The sequence below is a fragment of the Nocardia sp. NBC_01388 genome (genome assembly GCF_045040085.1).
In the GTDB taxonomy this organism is placed as follows: Bacteria; Actinomycetota; Actinomycetes; order Mycobacteriales; family Mycobacteriaceae; genus Nocardia.
Genome location: NZ_CP109553.1, coordinates 4105985 through 4122309 on the forward strand (window position 1 = coordinate 4105985; position 16325 = coordinate 4122309).

General features: G+C 66.4%; 19 protein-coding genes. 11 read left to right on the forward strand and 8 right to left on the reverse strand.

All coding sequences use genetic code 11. From position 1 onward, the window contains the following. Positions 1-63: 63 nt before the first annotated feature. Complete coding sequence (gene map / locus OG716_RS20325; protein WP_355129765.1) at positions 64-927, reverse strand: type I methionyl aminopeptidase; 864 nt, start codon at positions 925-927, stop codon at positions 64-66. Between the two features lie 152 nt (positions 928-1079). Here map and OG716_RS20330 point away from each other — a divergent pair, with 152 nt between their 5' ends. Beyond that, complete coding sequence (locus OG716_RS20330) at positions 1080-2093, forward strand: LLM class flavin-dependent oxidoreductase (protein WP_405139071.1); 1014 nt, start codon at positions 1080-1082, stop codon at positions 2091-2093. A 76-nt stretch (positions 2094-2169) separates the two neighbouring features. Here OG716_RS20330 and OG716_RS20335 read toward each other — a convergent pair whose 3' ends face one another. Continuing rightward, positions 2170-2787, reverse strand: coding sequence for a TetR/AcrR family transcriptional regulator (locus OG716_RS20335; protein ID WP_405139072.1), 618 nt, complete (start codon positions 2785-2787; stop codon positions 2170-2172). A gap of 111 nt (positions 2788-2898) precedes the next feature. Here OG716_RS20335 and OG716_RS20340 point away from each other — a divergent pair, with 111 nt between their 5' ends. Then, positions 2899-4128, forward strand: a complete 1230-nt coding sequence (locus tag OG716_RS20340; RefSeq protein WP_405139073.1) for an alpha/beta hydrolase family protein — start codon at positions 2899-2901, stop codon at positions 4126-4128. A gap of 216 nt (positions 4129-4344) precedes the next feature. On the opposite strand, the gene OG716_RS20345 is transcribed toward OG716_RS20340, so the two are convergent. Both OG716_RS20345 and OG716_RS20350 read right to left on the reverse strand, forming a co-directional pair. Beyond that, on the reverse strand, positions 4345-4881 hold the full coding sequence (locus OG716_RS20345; protein ID WP_405139074.1) for a hypothetical protein: 537 nt from the start codon (positions 4879-4881) through the stop codon (positions 4345-4347). A gap of 195 nt (positions 4882-5076) precedes the next feature. Further along, positions 5077-5808: a GntR family transcriptional regulator gene (locus OG716_RS20350; RefSeq protein ID WP_405139075.1), complete on the reverse strand. Its 732-nt coding sequence runs from the start codon at positions 5806-5808 to the stop codon at positions 5077-5079. 98 nt (positions 5809-5906) lie between these two features. Here OG716_RS20350 and OG716_RS20355 point away from each other — a divergent pair, with 98 nt between their 5' ends. From OG716_RS20355 to OG716_RS20385, 7 genes are all read left to right on the forward strand, one after another. Then, positions 5907-7022 carry a TIGR03364 family FAD-dependent oxidoreductase gene (locus OG716_RS20355; protein WP_405139076.1) on the forward strand — a complete coding sequence of 372 codons (1116 nt, stop codon included), beginning with the start codon at positions 5907-5909 and terminating at the stop codon, positions 7020-7022. A 26-nt stretch (positions 7023-7048) separates the two neighbouring features. Then, on the forward strand, positions 7049-7786 hold the full coding sequence (locus OG716_RS20360) for a phosphonatase-like hydrolase (RefSeq protein ID WP_405139077.1): 738 nt from the start codon (positions 7049-7051) through the stop codon (positions 7784-7786). Positions 7787-7885: 99 nt separating this feature from the next. Beyond that, positions 7886-8953: a 2-aminoethylphosphonate ABC transporter substrate-binding protein gene (locus OG716_RS20365; protein WP_405139078.1), complete on the forward strand. Its 1068-nt coding sequence runs from the start codon at positions 7886-7888 to the stop codon at positions 8951-8953. A gap of 23 nt (positions 8954-8976) precedes the next feature. Further along, entirely contained in the window at positions 8977-10161 is a 1185-nt protein-coding gene (locus OG716_RS20370; RefSeq protein WP_405139079.1) for an ABC transporter ATP-binding protein, read from the forward strand. Positions 10162-10327: 166 nt separating this feature from the next. Further along, positions 10328-11224, forward strand: a complete 897-nt coding sequence (locus tag OG716_RS20375) for a 2-aminoethylphosphonate ABC transporter permease subunit (protein WP_405139080.1) — start codon at positions 10328-10330, stop codon at positions 11222-11224. Positions 11225-11226: 2 nt separating this feature from the next. Next, complete coding sequence (locus tag OG716_RS20380; RefSeq protein WP_405139081.1) at positions 11227-12024, forward strand: ABC transporter permease; 798 nt, start codon at positions 11227-11229, stop codon at positions 12022-12024. A gap of 103 nt (positions 12025-12127) precedes the next feature. Then, a complete protein-coding gene (locus tag OG716_RS20385) occupies positions 12128-12361 on the forward strand; it encodes a winged helix-turn-helix domain-containing protein (protein ID WP_405139082.1) in 234 nt (77 codons plus the stop codon). Between the two features lie 119 nt (positions 12362-12480). On the opposite strand, the gene OG716_RS20390 is transcribed toward OG716_RS20385, so the two are convergent. The 4 genes from OG716_RS20390 to OG716_RS20405 form a co-directional block, all read right to left on the reverse strand. After that, positions 12481-12969 carry a hypothetical protein gene (locus OG716_RS20390; RefSeq protein WP_405139083.1) on the reverse strand — a complete coding sequence of 163 codons (489 nt, stop codon included), beginning with the start codon at positions 12967-12969 and terminating at the stop codon, positions 12481-12483. Between the two features lie 13 nt (positions 12970-12982). Then, on the reverse strand, positions 12983-13414 hold the full coding sequence (locus OG716_RS20395; RefSeq protein WP_405139084.1) for an MFS transporter: 432 nt from the start codon (positions 13412-13414) through the stop codon (positions 12983-12985). Between the two features lie 203 nt (positions 13415-13617). Beyond that, entirely contained in the window at positions 13618-13980 is a 363-nt protein-coding gene (locus tag OG716_RS20400) for a hypothetical protein (protein WP_405139085.1), read from the reverse strand. Positions 13981-14279: 299 nt separating this feature from the next. Next, positions 14280-14639: a DUF4254 domain-containing protein gene (locus OG716_RS20405; protein ID WP_405139801.1), complete on the reverse strand. Its 360-nt coding sequence runs from the start codon at positions 14637-14639 to the stop codon at positions 14280-14282. A gap of 313 nt (positions 14640-14952) precedes the next feature. On the opposite strand from OG716_RS20405, the gene OG716_RS20410 reads away from it, so the two are divergent. Further along, on the forward strand, positions 14953-15762 hold the full coding sequence (locus tag OG716_RS20410) for a helix-turn-helix domain-containing protein (protein WP_405139086.1): 810 nt from the start codon (positions 14953-14955) through the stop codon (positions 15760-15762). A gap of 154 nt (positions 15763-15916) precedes the next feature. Then, on the forward strand, positions 15917-16312 hold the full coding sequence (locus tag OG716_RS20415) for an AMP-binding protein (protein ID WP_405139087.1): 396 nt from the start codon (positions 15917-15919) through the stop codon (positions 16310-16312). Positions 16313-16325 lie beyond the last annotated feature (13 nt).

Consider the following 16325-nt stretch of genomic DNA (forward strand, 5'->3'; position numbering starts at 1 on the left):
CCCGCCACAAGCACGCGGGAATGACGGAGGACGAGGTGCACGCGGGAATGGCGGGGGACGGGGTCACGGGAGAGTCAGGATCTCCGCGCCGTTCTCGTTCACCACGAGCGTGTGCTCGAACTGGGCGGTCCACTTACGGTCCTTGGTGACCACGGTCCAGCCGTCGGGCCAGATCTCGTAGTCGATGCCACCCAGATTGATCATGGGCTCGATGGTGAAGGTCATGCCGGTTTCGATCGTGGACTCCACGGCGGGCTGATCGTAATGCAGGATCACCAGGCCGCTGTGGAAGGTTGGGCCGACGCCGTGGCCGGTGAAATCGCGCACCACGCCGTAGTCGAAGCGATTGGCATAGGACTCGATGACGCGGCCGATCACATTGAGCGCCCGGCCCGGCCGCACGGCCTTGATGGCGCGCATGGTGGCCTCTTCTGTGCGCTCGACCAGCAGGCGCGCCTCCTCGTCGACATCGCCGGCGAAGTAGGTCTTGTTGGTATCGCCGTGCACGCCGCCGATGTAGGCGGTGACGTCGATATTGACGATGTCACCGTCCTCGATGACGGTCGAGTCCGGGATGCCGTGGCAGATGACCTCGTTCAGCGAGGTGCAGCAGGACTTGGGAAAGCCCTTGTAGCCCAGCGTCGACGGGTACGCGCCATTGTCGATGAGGTATTCGTGCACGATGCGGTCGAGCTCATCGGTGGTGACGCCGGGAGCGACCGCCTTGCCCGCCGCCTCGAGCGCCTGTGCGGCGAGCTTGCTCGCCACCCGCATGGCCTCGATGGTCTCCGGCGTCTGCACCCAGGGCTCATGGCCCTCGTTGGCGGTCTTCTTCCATACGTACTCGGGCCGCTCGATGGATTTCGGCACCTCACGGATGGGCGACTGGGTGCCGGGAACGAGGGGTTGGCGGGTGCGCACTGACATGGAACAAGACTATCCGCCCGATGCGGGCGACTCTCCCCCAGCGCGGAAGTACCGGCGGTGAACCCGCCCGGACAGGCGTGGAATGTTTCCGGACTGCGGTCCGTTTAAGCTTTAGGTTGACTTGGAAACAAATTTGGAAGGGGCGTAGAGCCGTGGAACTGGGACTGACGACATTCGCCGAGACTCATCCCACCGGCGGCGACGGGCCGGTGCCCACCGCGGGTGAGCGGCTGCGCCAGGTCGTCGAGGAGGCCGTGGCCACCGAGGCCGCCGGGCTCGACGTCTACGGCGTCGGTGAACACCATCGCAAGGATTTCGCCGCCTCGTCGCCCGCCATGGTGCTGGCGGCCATCGCCTCGCGCACCGAGCGGATTCAACTCACCAGTGCGGTGACGGTATTGAGCTCCGACGATCCGGTACGCGTGTACCAGGATTTCTCCACCCTGGACGGGCTGTCGAACGGCCGTGCCGAACTCATGGCCGGCCGCGGCTCCTTCATCGAATCCTTCCCGCTGTTCGGCTACGACCTGGCCGACTACGACGAACTCTTCGAGGAGAAGCTGGCACTGCTGCTGAAGATCCGCGAGGAGGGTCCGCTCACCTGGTCCGGCAAGTTCCGCGCACCGCTGACGGACGCCATCGTCTACCCGCGCACCGAGAACCGTCCGCTGCCGGTCTGGATCGCCGTCGGCGGCAGCCCCGAATCCGTCATCCGCGCAGGGCTTCTCGGCCTGCCGCTGGCGATCGCCATCATCGGCGGCGAGCCCGCGCGCTTCAAGCCGCTGGTGGACCTGTACCACCGGGCACTGGAGGAGGGCGGTCAGGAACCGCAGCCGATCGCGGTGCACGCCCATGGGTATGTGGCCGAAACCGATGAGCAGGCGGTCGCGGACTTCTACGCGCCCTACGCCCGCGCCATGACCGGCATCGGCCGCGAACGGGGCTGGGGACCGATGACCCGCGAGCAATTCGCAGGTCTGCGCTCACAGAGCGGCTCGCTCTTCGTCGGCACGCCCGACCACGTGGCAAGCAAGATCGCCGATGTCCGCGACACTCTCGGCCTCGACCGCTTCATGCTGCACACGAGCGTCGGCACCCTCCCGCACGACAAGGTGCTCCGCAATATCGAACTGCTCGGCGAGAAGGTGGCCCCGCGGGTGCGATGAATCGCACGAATCAGCTGAATTGCACGAATCATTCGACGGATGGGTCCCCGATCACGATCGGGGACCGATCCGTTTCTCATGTCTGCGGGGTGGCCTCCAAAGCAGCGAGCAGCATGTCCGTCAACTCGTCGAGGTATTCGGGAGTGGTCGGATCGCCGCCGCGCAGAGCGCGCCAGAAGAGTGGGGCCAGCAGGAAGTCCAGGGCCAGTTCGAGATTCACTTCGGCGGGAAGTTCGCCCCGGTCGATGGCGCGTTCCAGCAGTGCGACGACCTTGACGCGGCGGCCCTCACCGACGCCGGTTTGCAAGGCCACGGCGAGGGCCGGCGTGCGCATTGCCTGTGCGAGCAGGTCCGGGATGATCCGGGACGCGAGGGGGTGGGTCAGGCCCGCCGCCGCGGCCTCCAGGAATGCGCGTATGTCGCCGCGCAGGCTGCCCGTATCGGGGGTGTCGGCGGCGTCCACCGCAACCTCCGCGACCAGCGACAGCACCAATTGCTCCTTGCCGGGCCAGCGGCGGTAGAGGGTCGGTTTGCTGACGCCCGCGCGGCGGGCGACCGCCTCCATCGACAGCTTGCCGTAGCCGACGTCGGCCAATTCCTCGAAGGCGGCGGTTCGGATGGCCGCGGTCACCTGCGGTTGCATCACGGCCGCGCCCGCGGGTTTGCGGGTGCGCGGGCTGGGGTCGTCGGTCATGACCCCGACTCTAGCAACGACGAAACGGTTGCGTTTCGTCGTGGGTGCGATTACCGTATTTCTCATACGACGAAACGGTGTCGTATCGACGTAAATCGAGAGGTCGAGGCCTTGAAATTCCTATTCGACGACGAGTCCTTCGCTTTCGAGACACTGCGCGCGGCCGGATTCGCCTGCTACGGCGGAGCCGAACTCGGCGAGGTGGTGTCGACCGCGAGCCGGATAACCGACGGAGACGAGGCGGCCTGGCTGCGCGAGTGGGAGGCCACCGCCCGGCGGGTGCACGGCATCGGGTCGGCGTCCGCCGCGGCGGGCCGCAGGGTCAGCGCACGTGAGGCGCTGCTGCGCGCGTCGAACTACTACCGCACCGCCGAGTTCTACCGCCGCGACCATCCGGCCGACGATCCGCAGGCCCGCGAACTCTCCCGGCTGTCGCGCGAAACCTTCTCGCAGGCAGCAGAACTGATGGACACCCCGGTGCGATCGGTGTCGATTCCCTACGCGGACACCATACTTCCGGGCTACCTGTACCTGGTCGACGACTCCGGGACGCCCCGGCCGACCGTCATCTTCAACAGCGGATTCGATTCCACACTGGAGGAGTCCTACTTCGCGCTGGCCGCCGGCGCGCTGGCCCGCGGCTATCAGGTATTGGCTTTCGACGGTCCCGGCCAGGGTGCGGTGATTCGTGAGCAGGGGTTACCGTTCCGGCCCGACTGGGAAGCGGTCATCACCCCGGTCGTGGATTTCGCGCTCACCGTGCCGGAGATCGACCCGGACCGGATCGCACTGTTCGGCTACAGCCTCGGCGGCTTCCTGGTGGCCCGGGCCGCGGCCTTCGAACACCGCGTGGCCGCACTGATTCTCGATGACGGCCTCTTCGATTATCACGGCGTCCACCAGCGCATTCTCCCGCCGTTCCTGGCGGAATGGATTGCCGCCGGTCGCGACGAGGAGGCCGATCACGTGGCCGCGATGATCATGGCCTTCGACACCACCGTCCGCTGGGCGCTGCGCAATGGCCCGTGGACCTTCGGCGCCGCCTCGCCCGCCGACTACATCCGCCGCACCGCGGACTACACCCTCGCCGAGGTTGTCACCGAAATCCATTGCCCCACACTGGTTCTCGACGCCGAGAACGACCAGTTCTTCCGCGGCGAAGCCCAGCGCGTCTATGCGGCCCTGACCTGCCCGAAGGATCTGATCACCGGCACCGAGGCCGAAGGCGCGGGCGAGCACTGCCATATGGGCGCCATGCTCCTGACCCACCAGCGCATCTTCGACTGGCTCGACACCACCCCGGCCGGTCTGCCCGTCCCCGCTCGAACTGCCGACGCCTGATCAGCCCTGCCGACGCCGGTATCAGCCCAGTCTTGCTGCGAGCGTGGCGTTCACCGGCACTCCGCGCGTGACCATATCGGGCGAAGCGGCTGATGACGGCATCGCTCGGAGTGCCCTGACCAATCCGTTTCCGACGGGCACCACGCTGCACGTCGACGGCGGCGGCAGACTGACCTGAGCCACACCGCCGCAGCGGGTGGTCGTGCGATCGCCCGCTCAGGGCTCGATCATGAGCGGGCGGTGCGGGTGCACCTCGACGAAGGCGACCAGGTCGCCATAGGGAGCGGTGCCCTGTTTGAAACGATGAGCCATGCGCGCCAAGGCATTTCGCGCGCCGTATTTGATGCGCATGCCTTCGTGCGCCCGCTCGACCAGAAAATCGTCTCGGACGATGTGGACGCTGCCGTACTGCTGGCGACTGCCGACCATCGGGCGGCCGCGCCAGTCTCCGGGCTGGATCATCACCCGGCGATCCTGCCCCAGCTGTTCGGCTTCGATGTCGTAGGAGGAGAGCAGGAAGTTCAGCCGGCCGTATTCGGCGGGAACGACCAGGTGCGCCATGGTGACGAGACGGCCCGGCGCAGTCGGCCGGGTCACCAGAACGGATTTCGCGTCCCACCACAGCGATCCCCGTTGCCATGCGCTGCGGCCGGGTTGAGCAGCGGGCAGCGCGCTCCGGGGGATGGGCATGGTGGTCGCAGATGCAGAAGGCGTCGTCATAACCGTCTTGACTCCAAACTTGTTGTTCTTCAATACCTTTCGAGCACAGACCCAGTGAACATGGGTGGGATCGACAACTACCCGTTGCCGCCGTGGCAACGGGTGAAAGCCGTAATTGTCCCGATTTCGAGGTTAGCGTCGCTTACGGATACGTGCCACGACCGCCGAGCCGTGTCTGTCACATCGTGACCACGCTGGGTATCACCAGCCGGTGCGCACCGGGAATCGCTAGTCGGTGAGCTTGGCCTGGAAGGCGATGCGATCGCCGCGGTAGAGCGAGCGGACCCGCTCGATCGGGACGCCGTCGGTATCTATGCTGCGGCGGTGCAGCAGCAGCATGGGCAGGGCGGTGGTGCATTCCAGCAACGCCGCCTCGCGCGGGGAGGCCAGCATGGTCTCTATGCGTTCGGTAGCCGAGGCGTAGGCGACGCCCATCTGACGGGTGGCGGCGTACAGCGAGGTTTCGGGGTTGTAGAACTCCCGGAGCACGGCGAAGCGTTCGAGCGGCATGAAGGTGCTCTCGAGCCCGATGCGCTCACCGTCGGCCAGCAGGATTCGCTCCAGATGCATGACGAGGGCGCCGGGAGCGAGGGCGAGATCCTGCGCGGTGTCGGGGTCCGCGGGGATATCGGTCCACTCGACCAGCAGACGGCCGGGCGCGCGCCCGAACTTCAGCGCGCCTTCGGTATAGGAGCGAAGAGTCAAGGGCTGCACCATCTTCGGGCGCGAAACCACCGTGCCGCGACCCTGGCGGCGAATGCGGCCCTCCACCAGCAACTCCCGCAGCGCCTGCCGCACGGTCTCGCGCGCCACCCCGCAGCGCAGGGCCAGATCGCGCTCCGAGGGCAGCGGATCACCCTCGTTCAGTTCGCCCAGTAGCGACTCCAGCTCGGTGCGCACCCGGTACGACTTCGGGATGCGCGCCTCGGCGGCGGAAAGGGCGACTTCCGTCGTGTCCATGCCCCAAAGCATACCCGCGATTGGTCTATACCAATTGTTAACCTAGCGTTTGCACACGAAACACCCGTAGGTCTAGACCATTGGCCACCATAGGTCGCATGCGATTGGTCATCATCGGCGGCGGCATCATCGGTACCGCCCACGCCCTGGCCGCTATCGGACGCGGCCACCAAGTGGTCCAGCTGGAGCGGGAGGCGGAGGCGCGCGGCGCCACCGTCCGCAACTTCGGTCTGGTGTGGGTATCCGGGCGCAGCGCCGGCGAATTGGAGATCACGCTCCGCTCCCGGCAACTGTGGGAGGAGATCGGCGGCAAGGTGCCGGGTGTGGGCTTCCGGCCCGCGGGCTCGATCACCCTGGTGCGCACCGAAACCGAACTGGCCGTGGCCGAGGCCGCCATGCGCGATTCCTCGGCCGCCGAGCGCGGTTTCGAACTGCTGGACGCGGAGCGCGTGCGCGCCGTCAACCCGGCGCTGCGCGGCAAATTCCTTGCCGGACTGCACTGTTCGACCGATGCCGCGGTGGAGTCGCGGCAGGCGCTGCCCGCGCTGCGCCGCTATATGGAGGCCACCGGGCGCTACACCTTCTTCGCCGGCACCGAGGCGCGCACCGTCACCGGCACCGCCGTCCTCGACGATCGCGGTCGCCGCCACGAGGGTGATCTGGTGCTGGTCTGCCCGGGCGCGGCGCACACCGGCCTCACCCGGGAACTGGTCGGCGATATTCCGGTGCGCCGGGTGCGGCTGCAGATGATGCAGACCGCTCCGCTCGGCGAACCGCTCACCACCGCCGTGGCCGACGGCGACAGCTTCCGCTACTACCCGGCCTTCGCCGGTGCGGAACTGGATCGGCTCAATCGTGAAGAGGCGCAGCCCTTCACGGCCGCACAGCACAAGATGCAGCTGCTGTGTGTGCAGCGCCTGCACGGTGGGCTCACCATCGGTGACACCCACGAATACGACGAACCGTTCACCTTCGATGTGGACGAGGCCCCCTACGAGCACCTCACCGCCGTGGCGGAGGAACTGCTGGGCCGCAAACTGCCGCAGGTCGTGCGGCGATGGGCCGGCGTCTACAGCCAGTCCATCGATCCGGGCGCCATCGTGACCCGCGCGCAGGCCGACGAGAACGTCTGGGTGATCACCGGTCCGGGTGGGCGCGGTATGACCCTCGGCCCGGCGATCGGCGAAGAGACCGCCGACCTGCTCAATCTCTGAACTTCCGTCAACTGTAAGGAAATTCCTTGTCCGACAAGCAGATCGACCTGGCAGTGCTGGATATGGCGGGCACCACGGTCGAAGACGACGGCCTGGTCATCCGCGCCTTCGAGCAGGCCGCGACCGCCGCGGGCATTCCGCTCGAGGGTACCGAGCGCGAAGCCGCCCGGCAGTACGTGATCGACACCATGGGTCAGTCCAAGATCACCGTCTTCCGCGCCATCCTCGGCGATGAGGAGCGCGCGCAGCAGGCCAATATCGCCTTCGAGACCGCGTACTCCGAATTCGCCGATGCGGGTGTCACCCCGATTCCCGGTGCGGCCGAGGCCATTTCGTCACTGCGGGCGGCCGGCATCAAGGTGGCGCTGACCACCGGCTTCAGCCGCGGCACCCAGGACAAGCTGCTCAACGCCCTGGGCTGGAACGATATCGCCGATCTGACCCTGGCTCCCTCCGATGCCGGACGCGGCCGCCCCTATCCGGACATGGTGCTCACCGCCCTGCTGCGACTGGGCATCGAGGCCGTGGATCGTGTTGCGGTGCTGGGCGATACGACCAGCGATATCGCCACCGGCCTGGCCGCCGGCTCCCGGATCGTCGCGGGCACGCTGACCGGCGCGCACGACGAGGAGCAGCTGAGGGCCGCGGGCGCCACCCACGTGGTGCCGTCGGTCACCGAGTTCGCGCAGCTACTGCTGGCCGAACGCGCTCGAGTTTCCGCCGCCCGGGGCGATTTCGCACCGGGCGGCGGATGCAGTGAATAACACCCCCCTTCGATCGACCCCGTCCCACGAACTGGCTCTGTCCATTTACCGGCTCTGTCCATTTACCGGCTCTGTCCATTTACTGAAAGTGCAGTCACCGTGCGTAATACGAACAACCGCCTCGCACGCACCATCGCCCGTACCGCTCTGATCCTCACCTCCGCCACCGCGGTCGCGTTCAGCCTCACCGCCTGCGGCGGCACCGGCAGCGACTCCAGCGGTGGCAAGACGGTCACCGTCTACTCCGCCGACGGTGTCGGCGACTGGTACAAGAGCCAGTTCGCGAAGTTCAAGGACCAGACCGGTATCGCGGTCAATCTGGTCGAGGCCGGTTCCGGCGAGGTCGTCAACCGGGTCGAGAAGGAACAGTCCAACCCGCAGGCCGACGTCATCGTCACGCTGCCGCCGTTCATGCAGAAGGCCGAGAAGTCGGGCCTGCTGCAGAACAGCGGCATCGATCTCGCCGCCTTCGGCGCGGCCGATAAGGACGCCAATGGTCAGTGGGTCACGCTGGCGGGCAACTACCTCTGCTTCATCGCCAACCCGTCGGTCAATGCCACCAGTGTGACCTGGGACGACCTGCTCAAGCCCGATTACAAGGGCAAGGTCCAGTACTCCACCCCCGGCCAGGCCGGTGACGGCACCGCGGTGCTGATCCTGCTGCAGCAGCTCTACGGCAAGCAGGGCGCGCTGGACTACCTGACCAAGCTGCAGGCCAACAATGTCGGCCCGTCCTCCTCCACCGGCAAGCTGCAGGCGAAGGTCGACAAGGGTGAGCTGCTGGTCGCCAATGGCGATGTGCAGATGAACCTGGCGACCATCAAGGAAAACAGCTCCAAATTCAACGTCTTCTTCCCGGCCACAGCCGACGGTAAGCAGAGCACCGTCGCGCTGCCGTACCTGATGGGTCTGGCCAAGGGCGCCCCGCATTCCGACGGCGCCAAGAAGCTGATGGACTTCCTGCTGTCCGCTGATACGCAGAAGACCCTGCCCGATGCCATGGCCGTTTCCGCGCGCACCGACATCCAGGCCGCCCCGGCCGCCGCCGGCACCGTGAACCCGGCCTCGGTCGTCCGCAATGTGACTGTCCTGCACCCGGATTGGACCGCGGTCCTCGACTCCCTCGATGCCGATGTCGCCGCGTACTCGAAGGCCACCGGCAGCTAACTGAATCAACCCCAGGAGCAACCATGTCTTCCGCGTTGACGACATCCACCGTGGCGAATGCCGCCGCCATCGAACCGGCCATCGTGTTCGACCGGGTCGGTGTCACCTACGGCCGCGGCCGTAAAACCACCGTCGCACTCGCCGATTTCAACCTGCGCGTCGCCGCGGGAGAAACGGTTGCCCTGCTCGGCCCCAGCGGTTCCGGCAAGTCCACCGCGCTCAAGGCCCTGGCCGGCTTCGTCCGGCCGACCTCGGGCGCGGTGCGACTGGGCGGCCGCGATGTCACCGACCTCTCCCCCGCCAAGCGCGGTATCGGAGTGGTGGTGCAGTCCTATGCGCTCTTCCCGCATATGCGGGTGCACGACAATGTGGCCTTCGGGCTCAAGGCACATCATGTGCCGCGCAACGAGATCGCGGCCCGGGTGACCGAGGCGCTCGAGATGGTCGGCATGGGTTCCTATGCCAAGCGGCTGCCGCGGGAGCTGTCCGGCGGGCAGCAGCAGCGGGTGGCGATAGCCCGCGCGCTGGCCATCCGGCCCAAGGTGCTGCTGCTCGACGAGCCGCTAGCGGCGCTGGACGCGCAGCTGCGGCAGTCCATGCTGGGTGAGCTGCAGGAGCTGCGAAAGGCATTGCCGGACACGGCGATGCTGTATGTCACCCATGATCAGGCGGAGGCGCTCGCGCTGGCCGACCGGATCGCTGTCATGCGCGATGCGCGGCTGGTCGATATCGATACCGCGCACAAGCTGTGGCAGCAGCCTTCCACCGATTTCACCGCATCCTTCCTGGGCGGCGCGAATCTGCTGCCCTGCACCGTGCGGCACGTCGCCGGTACGGCGGCCCTGGTCACCGTCGGCGAACACACGCTGCAGGCGGAAGCGCCGCAGCCGAGCGTCGGGCGGCCGGACTGGGTGCCCAATGCCGATGCGCAGCTGTGCGTACGCCCGCACACCGTGCAGATCGTCGCGCTCACCGAGCGGGACGCCTTGCGCGGCACCGTGAACGCCGCCGTCTGGAAGGGTGCGGTCACCCGCCTGCACCTCACCGTGGCCGGTATTCCGGTGGAGTTCACCGCCGAGGTGCCCGGGCATACCGAACTGGCCGCCGGTGATGAGGTGGGCGTGCGCTTCCCCGACCCGGCCGGTGTGCTGATCCCGCCCGCCATCGGAACCGGCTCTGCCGCGGCCGATTCCGGGGTGCGGGCATGAATTCGAGCGCACTGCCGCGCCGTCGGCCCCTTGGCTCGAACGACCTGGAGGGTGCCGGCCCGCCAGCACGTGACCGTCGTTCGACTACGGCCACGCGTCCCGTGAGGGGGGACGTGTGGTCCGAACTTTTCACCGGCGTCGCCGCCGCACGCGATAGGAGACAGCCGTGACCGCTGTACTCGAAACTCCCACCGCCCCTGCGGCTCCGGAGCCCGCCGGGCCGCGGCGCTCGCTGCGGCCGATCCTGTGGACGCTGCCGCCGGTGCTGGTGGTGCTGTTCATCGCCGTGTATCCGATCGTGCGTGTGCTGTGGGAGTCCACCACCACCAAGGGCGGCGGGCGCGGCACCGGCACCTGGACCAGCGTGCTGGCCGAGCAGTCGGTGCGAAATGCGCTGTGGCGCACCATCACCATCGCGGTGTCCTCGACGATCGGATGCCTGCTGCTGGGCACGTTCCTGGCAATCGTGCTGGCCTTCATCCCGTTTCCGGGTTCGCAGCTGGTGGGACGCCTCATCGATACCGTGCTGACGCTGCCGTCCTTCCTGGTGACGCTCGCCTTCACCTTCCTGTACGGGACGGCGGGCGCGGTGAACGCGCTGATCGAAAAGCTCACCGGCAGTGCTGAACCGGCGCTGAACTTCCTGTCCACGCCGTGGGGCATCATCTTCGCCGAGATCACCTTCTTCACGCCGTTCGTGGTGCGCCCGCTGCTGGCGGCGTTCGCGCAATTGCCCCGGGAGCAGTTGGATGTGGCCTCCAGCCTCGGCGCGACACCCTGGCGGGTGCTGCGCCAGGTGGTGCTGCCGGAAGCCTGGCCCGCACTCGCCGCGGGCGGCAGCCTGGTATTGCTGTTGACGCTCAACGAATTCGGCATCGTGCTCTTCACCGGCGCCAAGGGTGTCATCACGCTGCCCGCGCTCATCTACACGCGCGGCATCGTCACCTTCGATCTTCCCGGTGCGGCCGTGCTGGCCTCGGTACAGGTACTGCTGTCGCTGACGCTGTACCTCGGCTACCGCCTGCTCTTCGCCCGCCTGACCAGTACCCGACAGGAGAGCTGACCATGCTGGTGTGGACTCGCCGCGGACGTCTCGCGGTACTGGGCGTATTCGCCCTGGTGGTCACCGTCGTCTTCGTGGCCCCCATCGCCACCGTGGTGGCCGCCGCGCTGGCCGGCCGCTGGACCGGCCCGCTGCCGTCGCACCTCGGCCTCGCGAATTTCGATCATGTGCTGTCCGGCGAAGAATCGGCCAGCCTCTCGGTCAGCCTGCAAACCGCGCTCCTGGCCGGACTCCTCGCCCTGGTTCTCGGCACCTGGGCGGCCCTTGCGTCCCGCGAGGCCCCACAGTGGTTGCGCCGCACCACCGATGCGGTCTTCCACGTCCCCGTGGCCGTCCCCTCGGTAGCCATCGGCCTGGGCGTGCTCATCGCCTTCAACGAACGCCCCCTGCTCCTGGGCGGCACCAAATGGATTGTCATCCTGGCCCATACGGTGCTCGTCCTCGCCTACGCCTTCAGCGGCGTCTCCGCCGCCCTGGACCGCCTCGACCCCGGCTACCAGCAGGCCGCCGAATCCCTCGGCGCCGGCCCGACCCGAGTCCTGTTCCGCATCACCCTCCCCCTACTGCTCCCCGCCCTGGGCGCGGCAGCGGGTCTGGCAGTAGCCCTCTCCATGGGCGAGCTCGGCGCAACCATCATGGTCTACCCCGCCACCTGGAAAACCCTCCCCGTCAGCATCTTCGCCGCCACCGACCGCGGCGAGGTCTTCAACGCCGCCGCCAGCACAACACTCCTGGTAGCGGTAACGCTCATCGCCCTGATCATCCTGGGCCGCCTAAGGGGCCGCGCAGCCCTGCGCTGAGTCTCAGCCGCCCTCTCATCTCGGACATTCAAACGCCACTCCCATTTTGGTAGCATTTGGCGGACATTTGGGTAGCATTTCTCTCCTGCACCCGGATCTGGACGTGACACGCAGAGTCGAGCGCATAGATCAGCTACGCAAGGGGCAGCTGACGGACACGCAGGCGCGGATCGCTGAAATTCTGACCGGTGGGCCACACGGCGTCGCGGATCTGCAACCGCTACTTGGATTGTCCCCCTCCGGGATTCGCAAAGCCCTGACCGAAATGCGCGACGCAGGGATCGTCGAACAGATCGGCGGGCGTGGTCAGCGAACCGTCTACCAGCTCGCAAGTTGACCAGAACTATCCCCGCCACCGATTGAAAGGTGGCGCGGTCCTACTCTTCGCTGAGAATCACCCGCCGACAGGGCCCAGCGCACGAGTCGATACCACCACGATCGTTGCGACACCGGCGATCACCGCGGCGGCAGCGAAGACCGGCGCGAGCGCCTCCGAGGCCGGACCAGCTTCGACGCCCAGGCGGCCGAGTGCGAGTACACCTGCGCCGAAACCGATCTGGCGCATCGTGCCGGGAGTGCGATCACCACGATTATTCGGACGCTGCCGAAGTACTCACGATTGATGACCTGCCCGGCAGTCGGCCGCCGGACCAGTAGGCCGATCACGCACGCCGCGGCGCAGCCGATTCCGACCACCGGCCCGATTCGGCCATAGTCCGCTACCGAGACCGCCGCGAACAATGCGGCACAGGTGCTGATCACCAGTAGCTGCCCGACCGGGTCCAGCGAGCCCTCGCGCCGTGAGCCCTCGGACCGCACCAGTTGCGCGACCGCCGTACCGCAGACCAGCGGGATCGGCACGTTCATAAGAAAAACCCAGCGCCAGCCGATGAATTCGGTGGCTATGCCACCTACCAGCGGACCGACGGCACAGCTGGCGCCCATGATCGCGCCCCAGCTACGGAATGAGACGTTGGCGCGGACCCGCGAAAGCCTGCGCCAGGATCGCCAGACCGGCCGAGTTTCGCATGGCCGCCGCGCACCCCTGCACCAACCGGGCACAGACGAGAACGGGCACAGTGGGCGCGAGGCCGCAGGCGAGCGACGCGAGCGCGAAACCTGCTGCTCCACAGAGGAATACCCGCTGTCGGTCGTACACATCCGCCATATGCTCTGCGGACAGCATGAGTGCACCGAAGGTGAGCGTGTATCCGACGACAACGAACGAACTGCCCCAGGCCGATTCGGGCAAGTCACGTTGAATCGACGGAAGCGCCACTCCTATGACGGTGGTATCGATTCCGATCGCGAAGGTAGCCAGACTCACCGGCCACAGCAGCGCGTGCTGCCGCCAGCCCCAGCGTGCTCGACCGGAGACTCGAGTCGCCATTGCCTCCCGGGGCCGCTGCACGCTGAGCATGTCCCCGTTCTATTCGATCGAGAACCTCGGGCGCACGCCAATTTTCGAGTTTCGGCGGCTTTGTTATACCAAATGGTCGGTACTTAATGGTCAAGTAACAATGCAGCTGGACCGGTGCCGAAGGGTCGGCATCGGTCCAGCTATTTCTTCAGGGCGGGATCGGCCTGAAGTTTTTACAGGCCCGCGGCGGTAGCCAGGAGGGCGCGGGCGTGGGTGTCGTCGGAGGTTTGGATGAGGCCGGCGGCGAGGAGGTGGGCGGCGGCCAGGTGGAGGGCCGAATCTCGCAGGGTGGTCAAGGTTTCGGTCAACTCGGCTGCTTTGGATTCGAAGCCGTGCTGTAGTTGATGAGACGAATCGAAGGTGCCGAAGCCGGTGAGGGCGTGGATTCGGCGGGAGTGGTCCAGTTGGGGGTCCAAGGCGTCCGCGAATCGCAGGAAGGTTGCGGCACACTTGCGGGCGACCGACGTATCCATACGGAAGGCGCCGGACACCGCCTGGCTGTACAGCGCATCGGCTGTGGTCTCTCCGGCATTCATGATCGAACTCCGTCCATTTAATGTGAAATGCCTGATTTCACTTGCAATTTCGCGAAGTCATGTCAGGCATGGAGGGAAAGCGATGCGGTGGATGGCAAAGAAAGAGGCGGAGCGGGTGTGCCGCGCCAGTCGACCACGCGGCACACCGGGCGGGGCGCCCCGTTGCGCCCGCCGTCTTATGGCGGGCGACGTCTGAACGGCTCGAGAGAGCTACTGGTCCGATAGCGCTGCCCGGTTGACGTCACCGCTGGTGACAATGGCTCCGTACCAATACATCAATTGTGTCAATGCATTTGGAATCACTGTTCTGGTAAACGGCGGCGGCCTCCGGCCACGTCGATTACGAGATCAGTGTAACCGTCGACCAACTCGGCCAGATGGTACCAGTGTTTATGGGTGTTATCGCTGCCCGCACCGTCGTGATCGATCACCTGATTGGCTTCCACCCAGCTCCTGGCCATGCGGTCGACGACCGCCCCCAGGCTCTCGGTGTGCAATAGCGCACCGCTGCGATGCTGTGGCAGTTCCTGTTCCACCCAGTCATTGATATCGTCGACGAGTTCGGTGCGCCGGCAATCGATCTCGGCAACCAGCAGGGAATCCCCGATCTCTGCTCGGCGTTCGTGCAGCTCGGCCAGAGCGTGCGCGGACCTGAGCAGAACTCGATCTTGAAAGCGCCGCCCCTGGAAGGCACAGAGTAATTGCGGGGCAGTCGGCAGAACGCCGGCTATCGACATGGTCATCGGGTCGCCCCACACGTACCTGACAGCATCACTAATCGCACCAACATGATTGGTCTCCGAAATCAGCTATACCGGTCATCGGATCGGTTGTTCACGAATAGGCTAGCCGAATCATGCTCTTACAAATGCAAGAACGCAACAGTGCGTTCTTGCTAGTGCGCAAGACGAAGGGGTTGTCATGGCGGGCAAGCGAACTGTGCTTACTGTCCGTTTGCGCAGACTCGCGGCGATGCTTCACGAGATGCGTGAAACAGCCGGACTCAGCAAAGAGGTGGTCAGCGCCAAAACAGGCATCAACGTCACCACCCTGTACCGCATCGAGACCGCACAGGCCCGGCCGCAGCGCCGCACCCTGACGGCCATGCTGGAGCTCTACGAGATTCCCGAGCCCCAGCGTTCAGATGCCTTGCAGTTGCTGGTGGACGCGCTCAAGCCCGGTATGGCCAGGTCCTTCGAGGACGCGGTGTCGGAGGTCTACGGCGCGTACATCAACTTCGAGGCCGAGGCGCTCTCGGCGCGCTTCTTCCAAGCCTCCTATGTCCCCGGCCTGCTGCAGACCGCCGCCTACGCCACCGCCGTCTACCAGACCACCATGCCCAAGATCTCCGATCAGGTGGTGGAGCAACGCATTCGAGCGCGCGAGGAGCGTTCCTGGGTACTCACCAAGGATGATCCGCTGGAGCTGTGGGTGGTGCTGGACGAGGCCGTCATCCGGCGACTGGTGGGCGGCAAGGAGGTGATGCGGGAACAGTTCGAACGGCTGCGCTACCACACCGAGAAGCGCAATGTGATCCTGCAGATCCTGCCCTTCGACGCCGGCGCGCACCCCGGCATGCTCGGATCCTTTACGCTGCTGGACTTTCCGGACCCCGCCGATCCGGAGCTGGTGTACGTGGAGGGCATCGCGAGCGACGAACTGATCGAGGGGCATCCCGAGGTCCGCCGCTACGGCGTCATGTTCGATCAGCTGCGGGCCATGGCGCTGAGCCCCCGCGATTCCATCGACATGATCTCCGACACCATGCGTCGCCTGGAGTAACCGCGCCACCACCCACCCCAGGGTGCACACCTCACCACCCTCGGAGCGGTGATCGACAGCACTGAGGTTGCTGTCGGGAGCGGCCGAATGCGGCGACAGTTGGATACATAGCCAACAGCACCACACAGCCGCAGCTCCGAGAGGATGATTACCGATGTGCAAGCCGGTCGAATCGCCCGCCACCACCACCGATGCCGAACTGACCCAGGCCGAACTGGACAGCTGGAGCAATCGGCTGGCCCGCATGCTGCTGCGTCGCGGCGTCCGCCCCGGCGATCACGTCGCCATCGTGCACACCCCGCAGCTGGAGTCGATCGTCGCCCGGCTGGCCATCACCAAGACCGGCGCCACCCCGGCGCCCTACACCACCGAAACCACCGCTTCGCGGGCCGATTTCGGCATCACCACCAAGGCCGGCCTGGAACACTGCACCGATGCCGGCCGCTGGCTGGTGCTCGACGATCGCTCCACGCTGGTGCAGTACCTGACCGGTTCCGACGCGCCCCTCACCGCCGCGGAACTCCATCCGGCACTTCCGGCCGCCGCCTGATCCGCCGAATCTC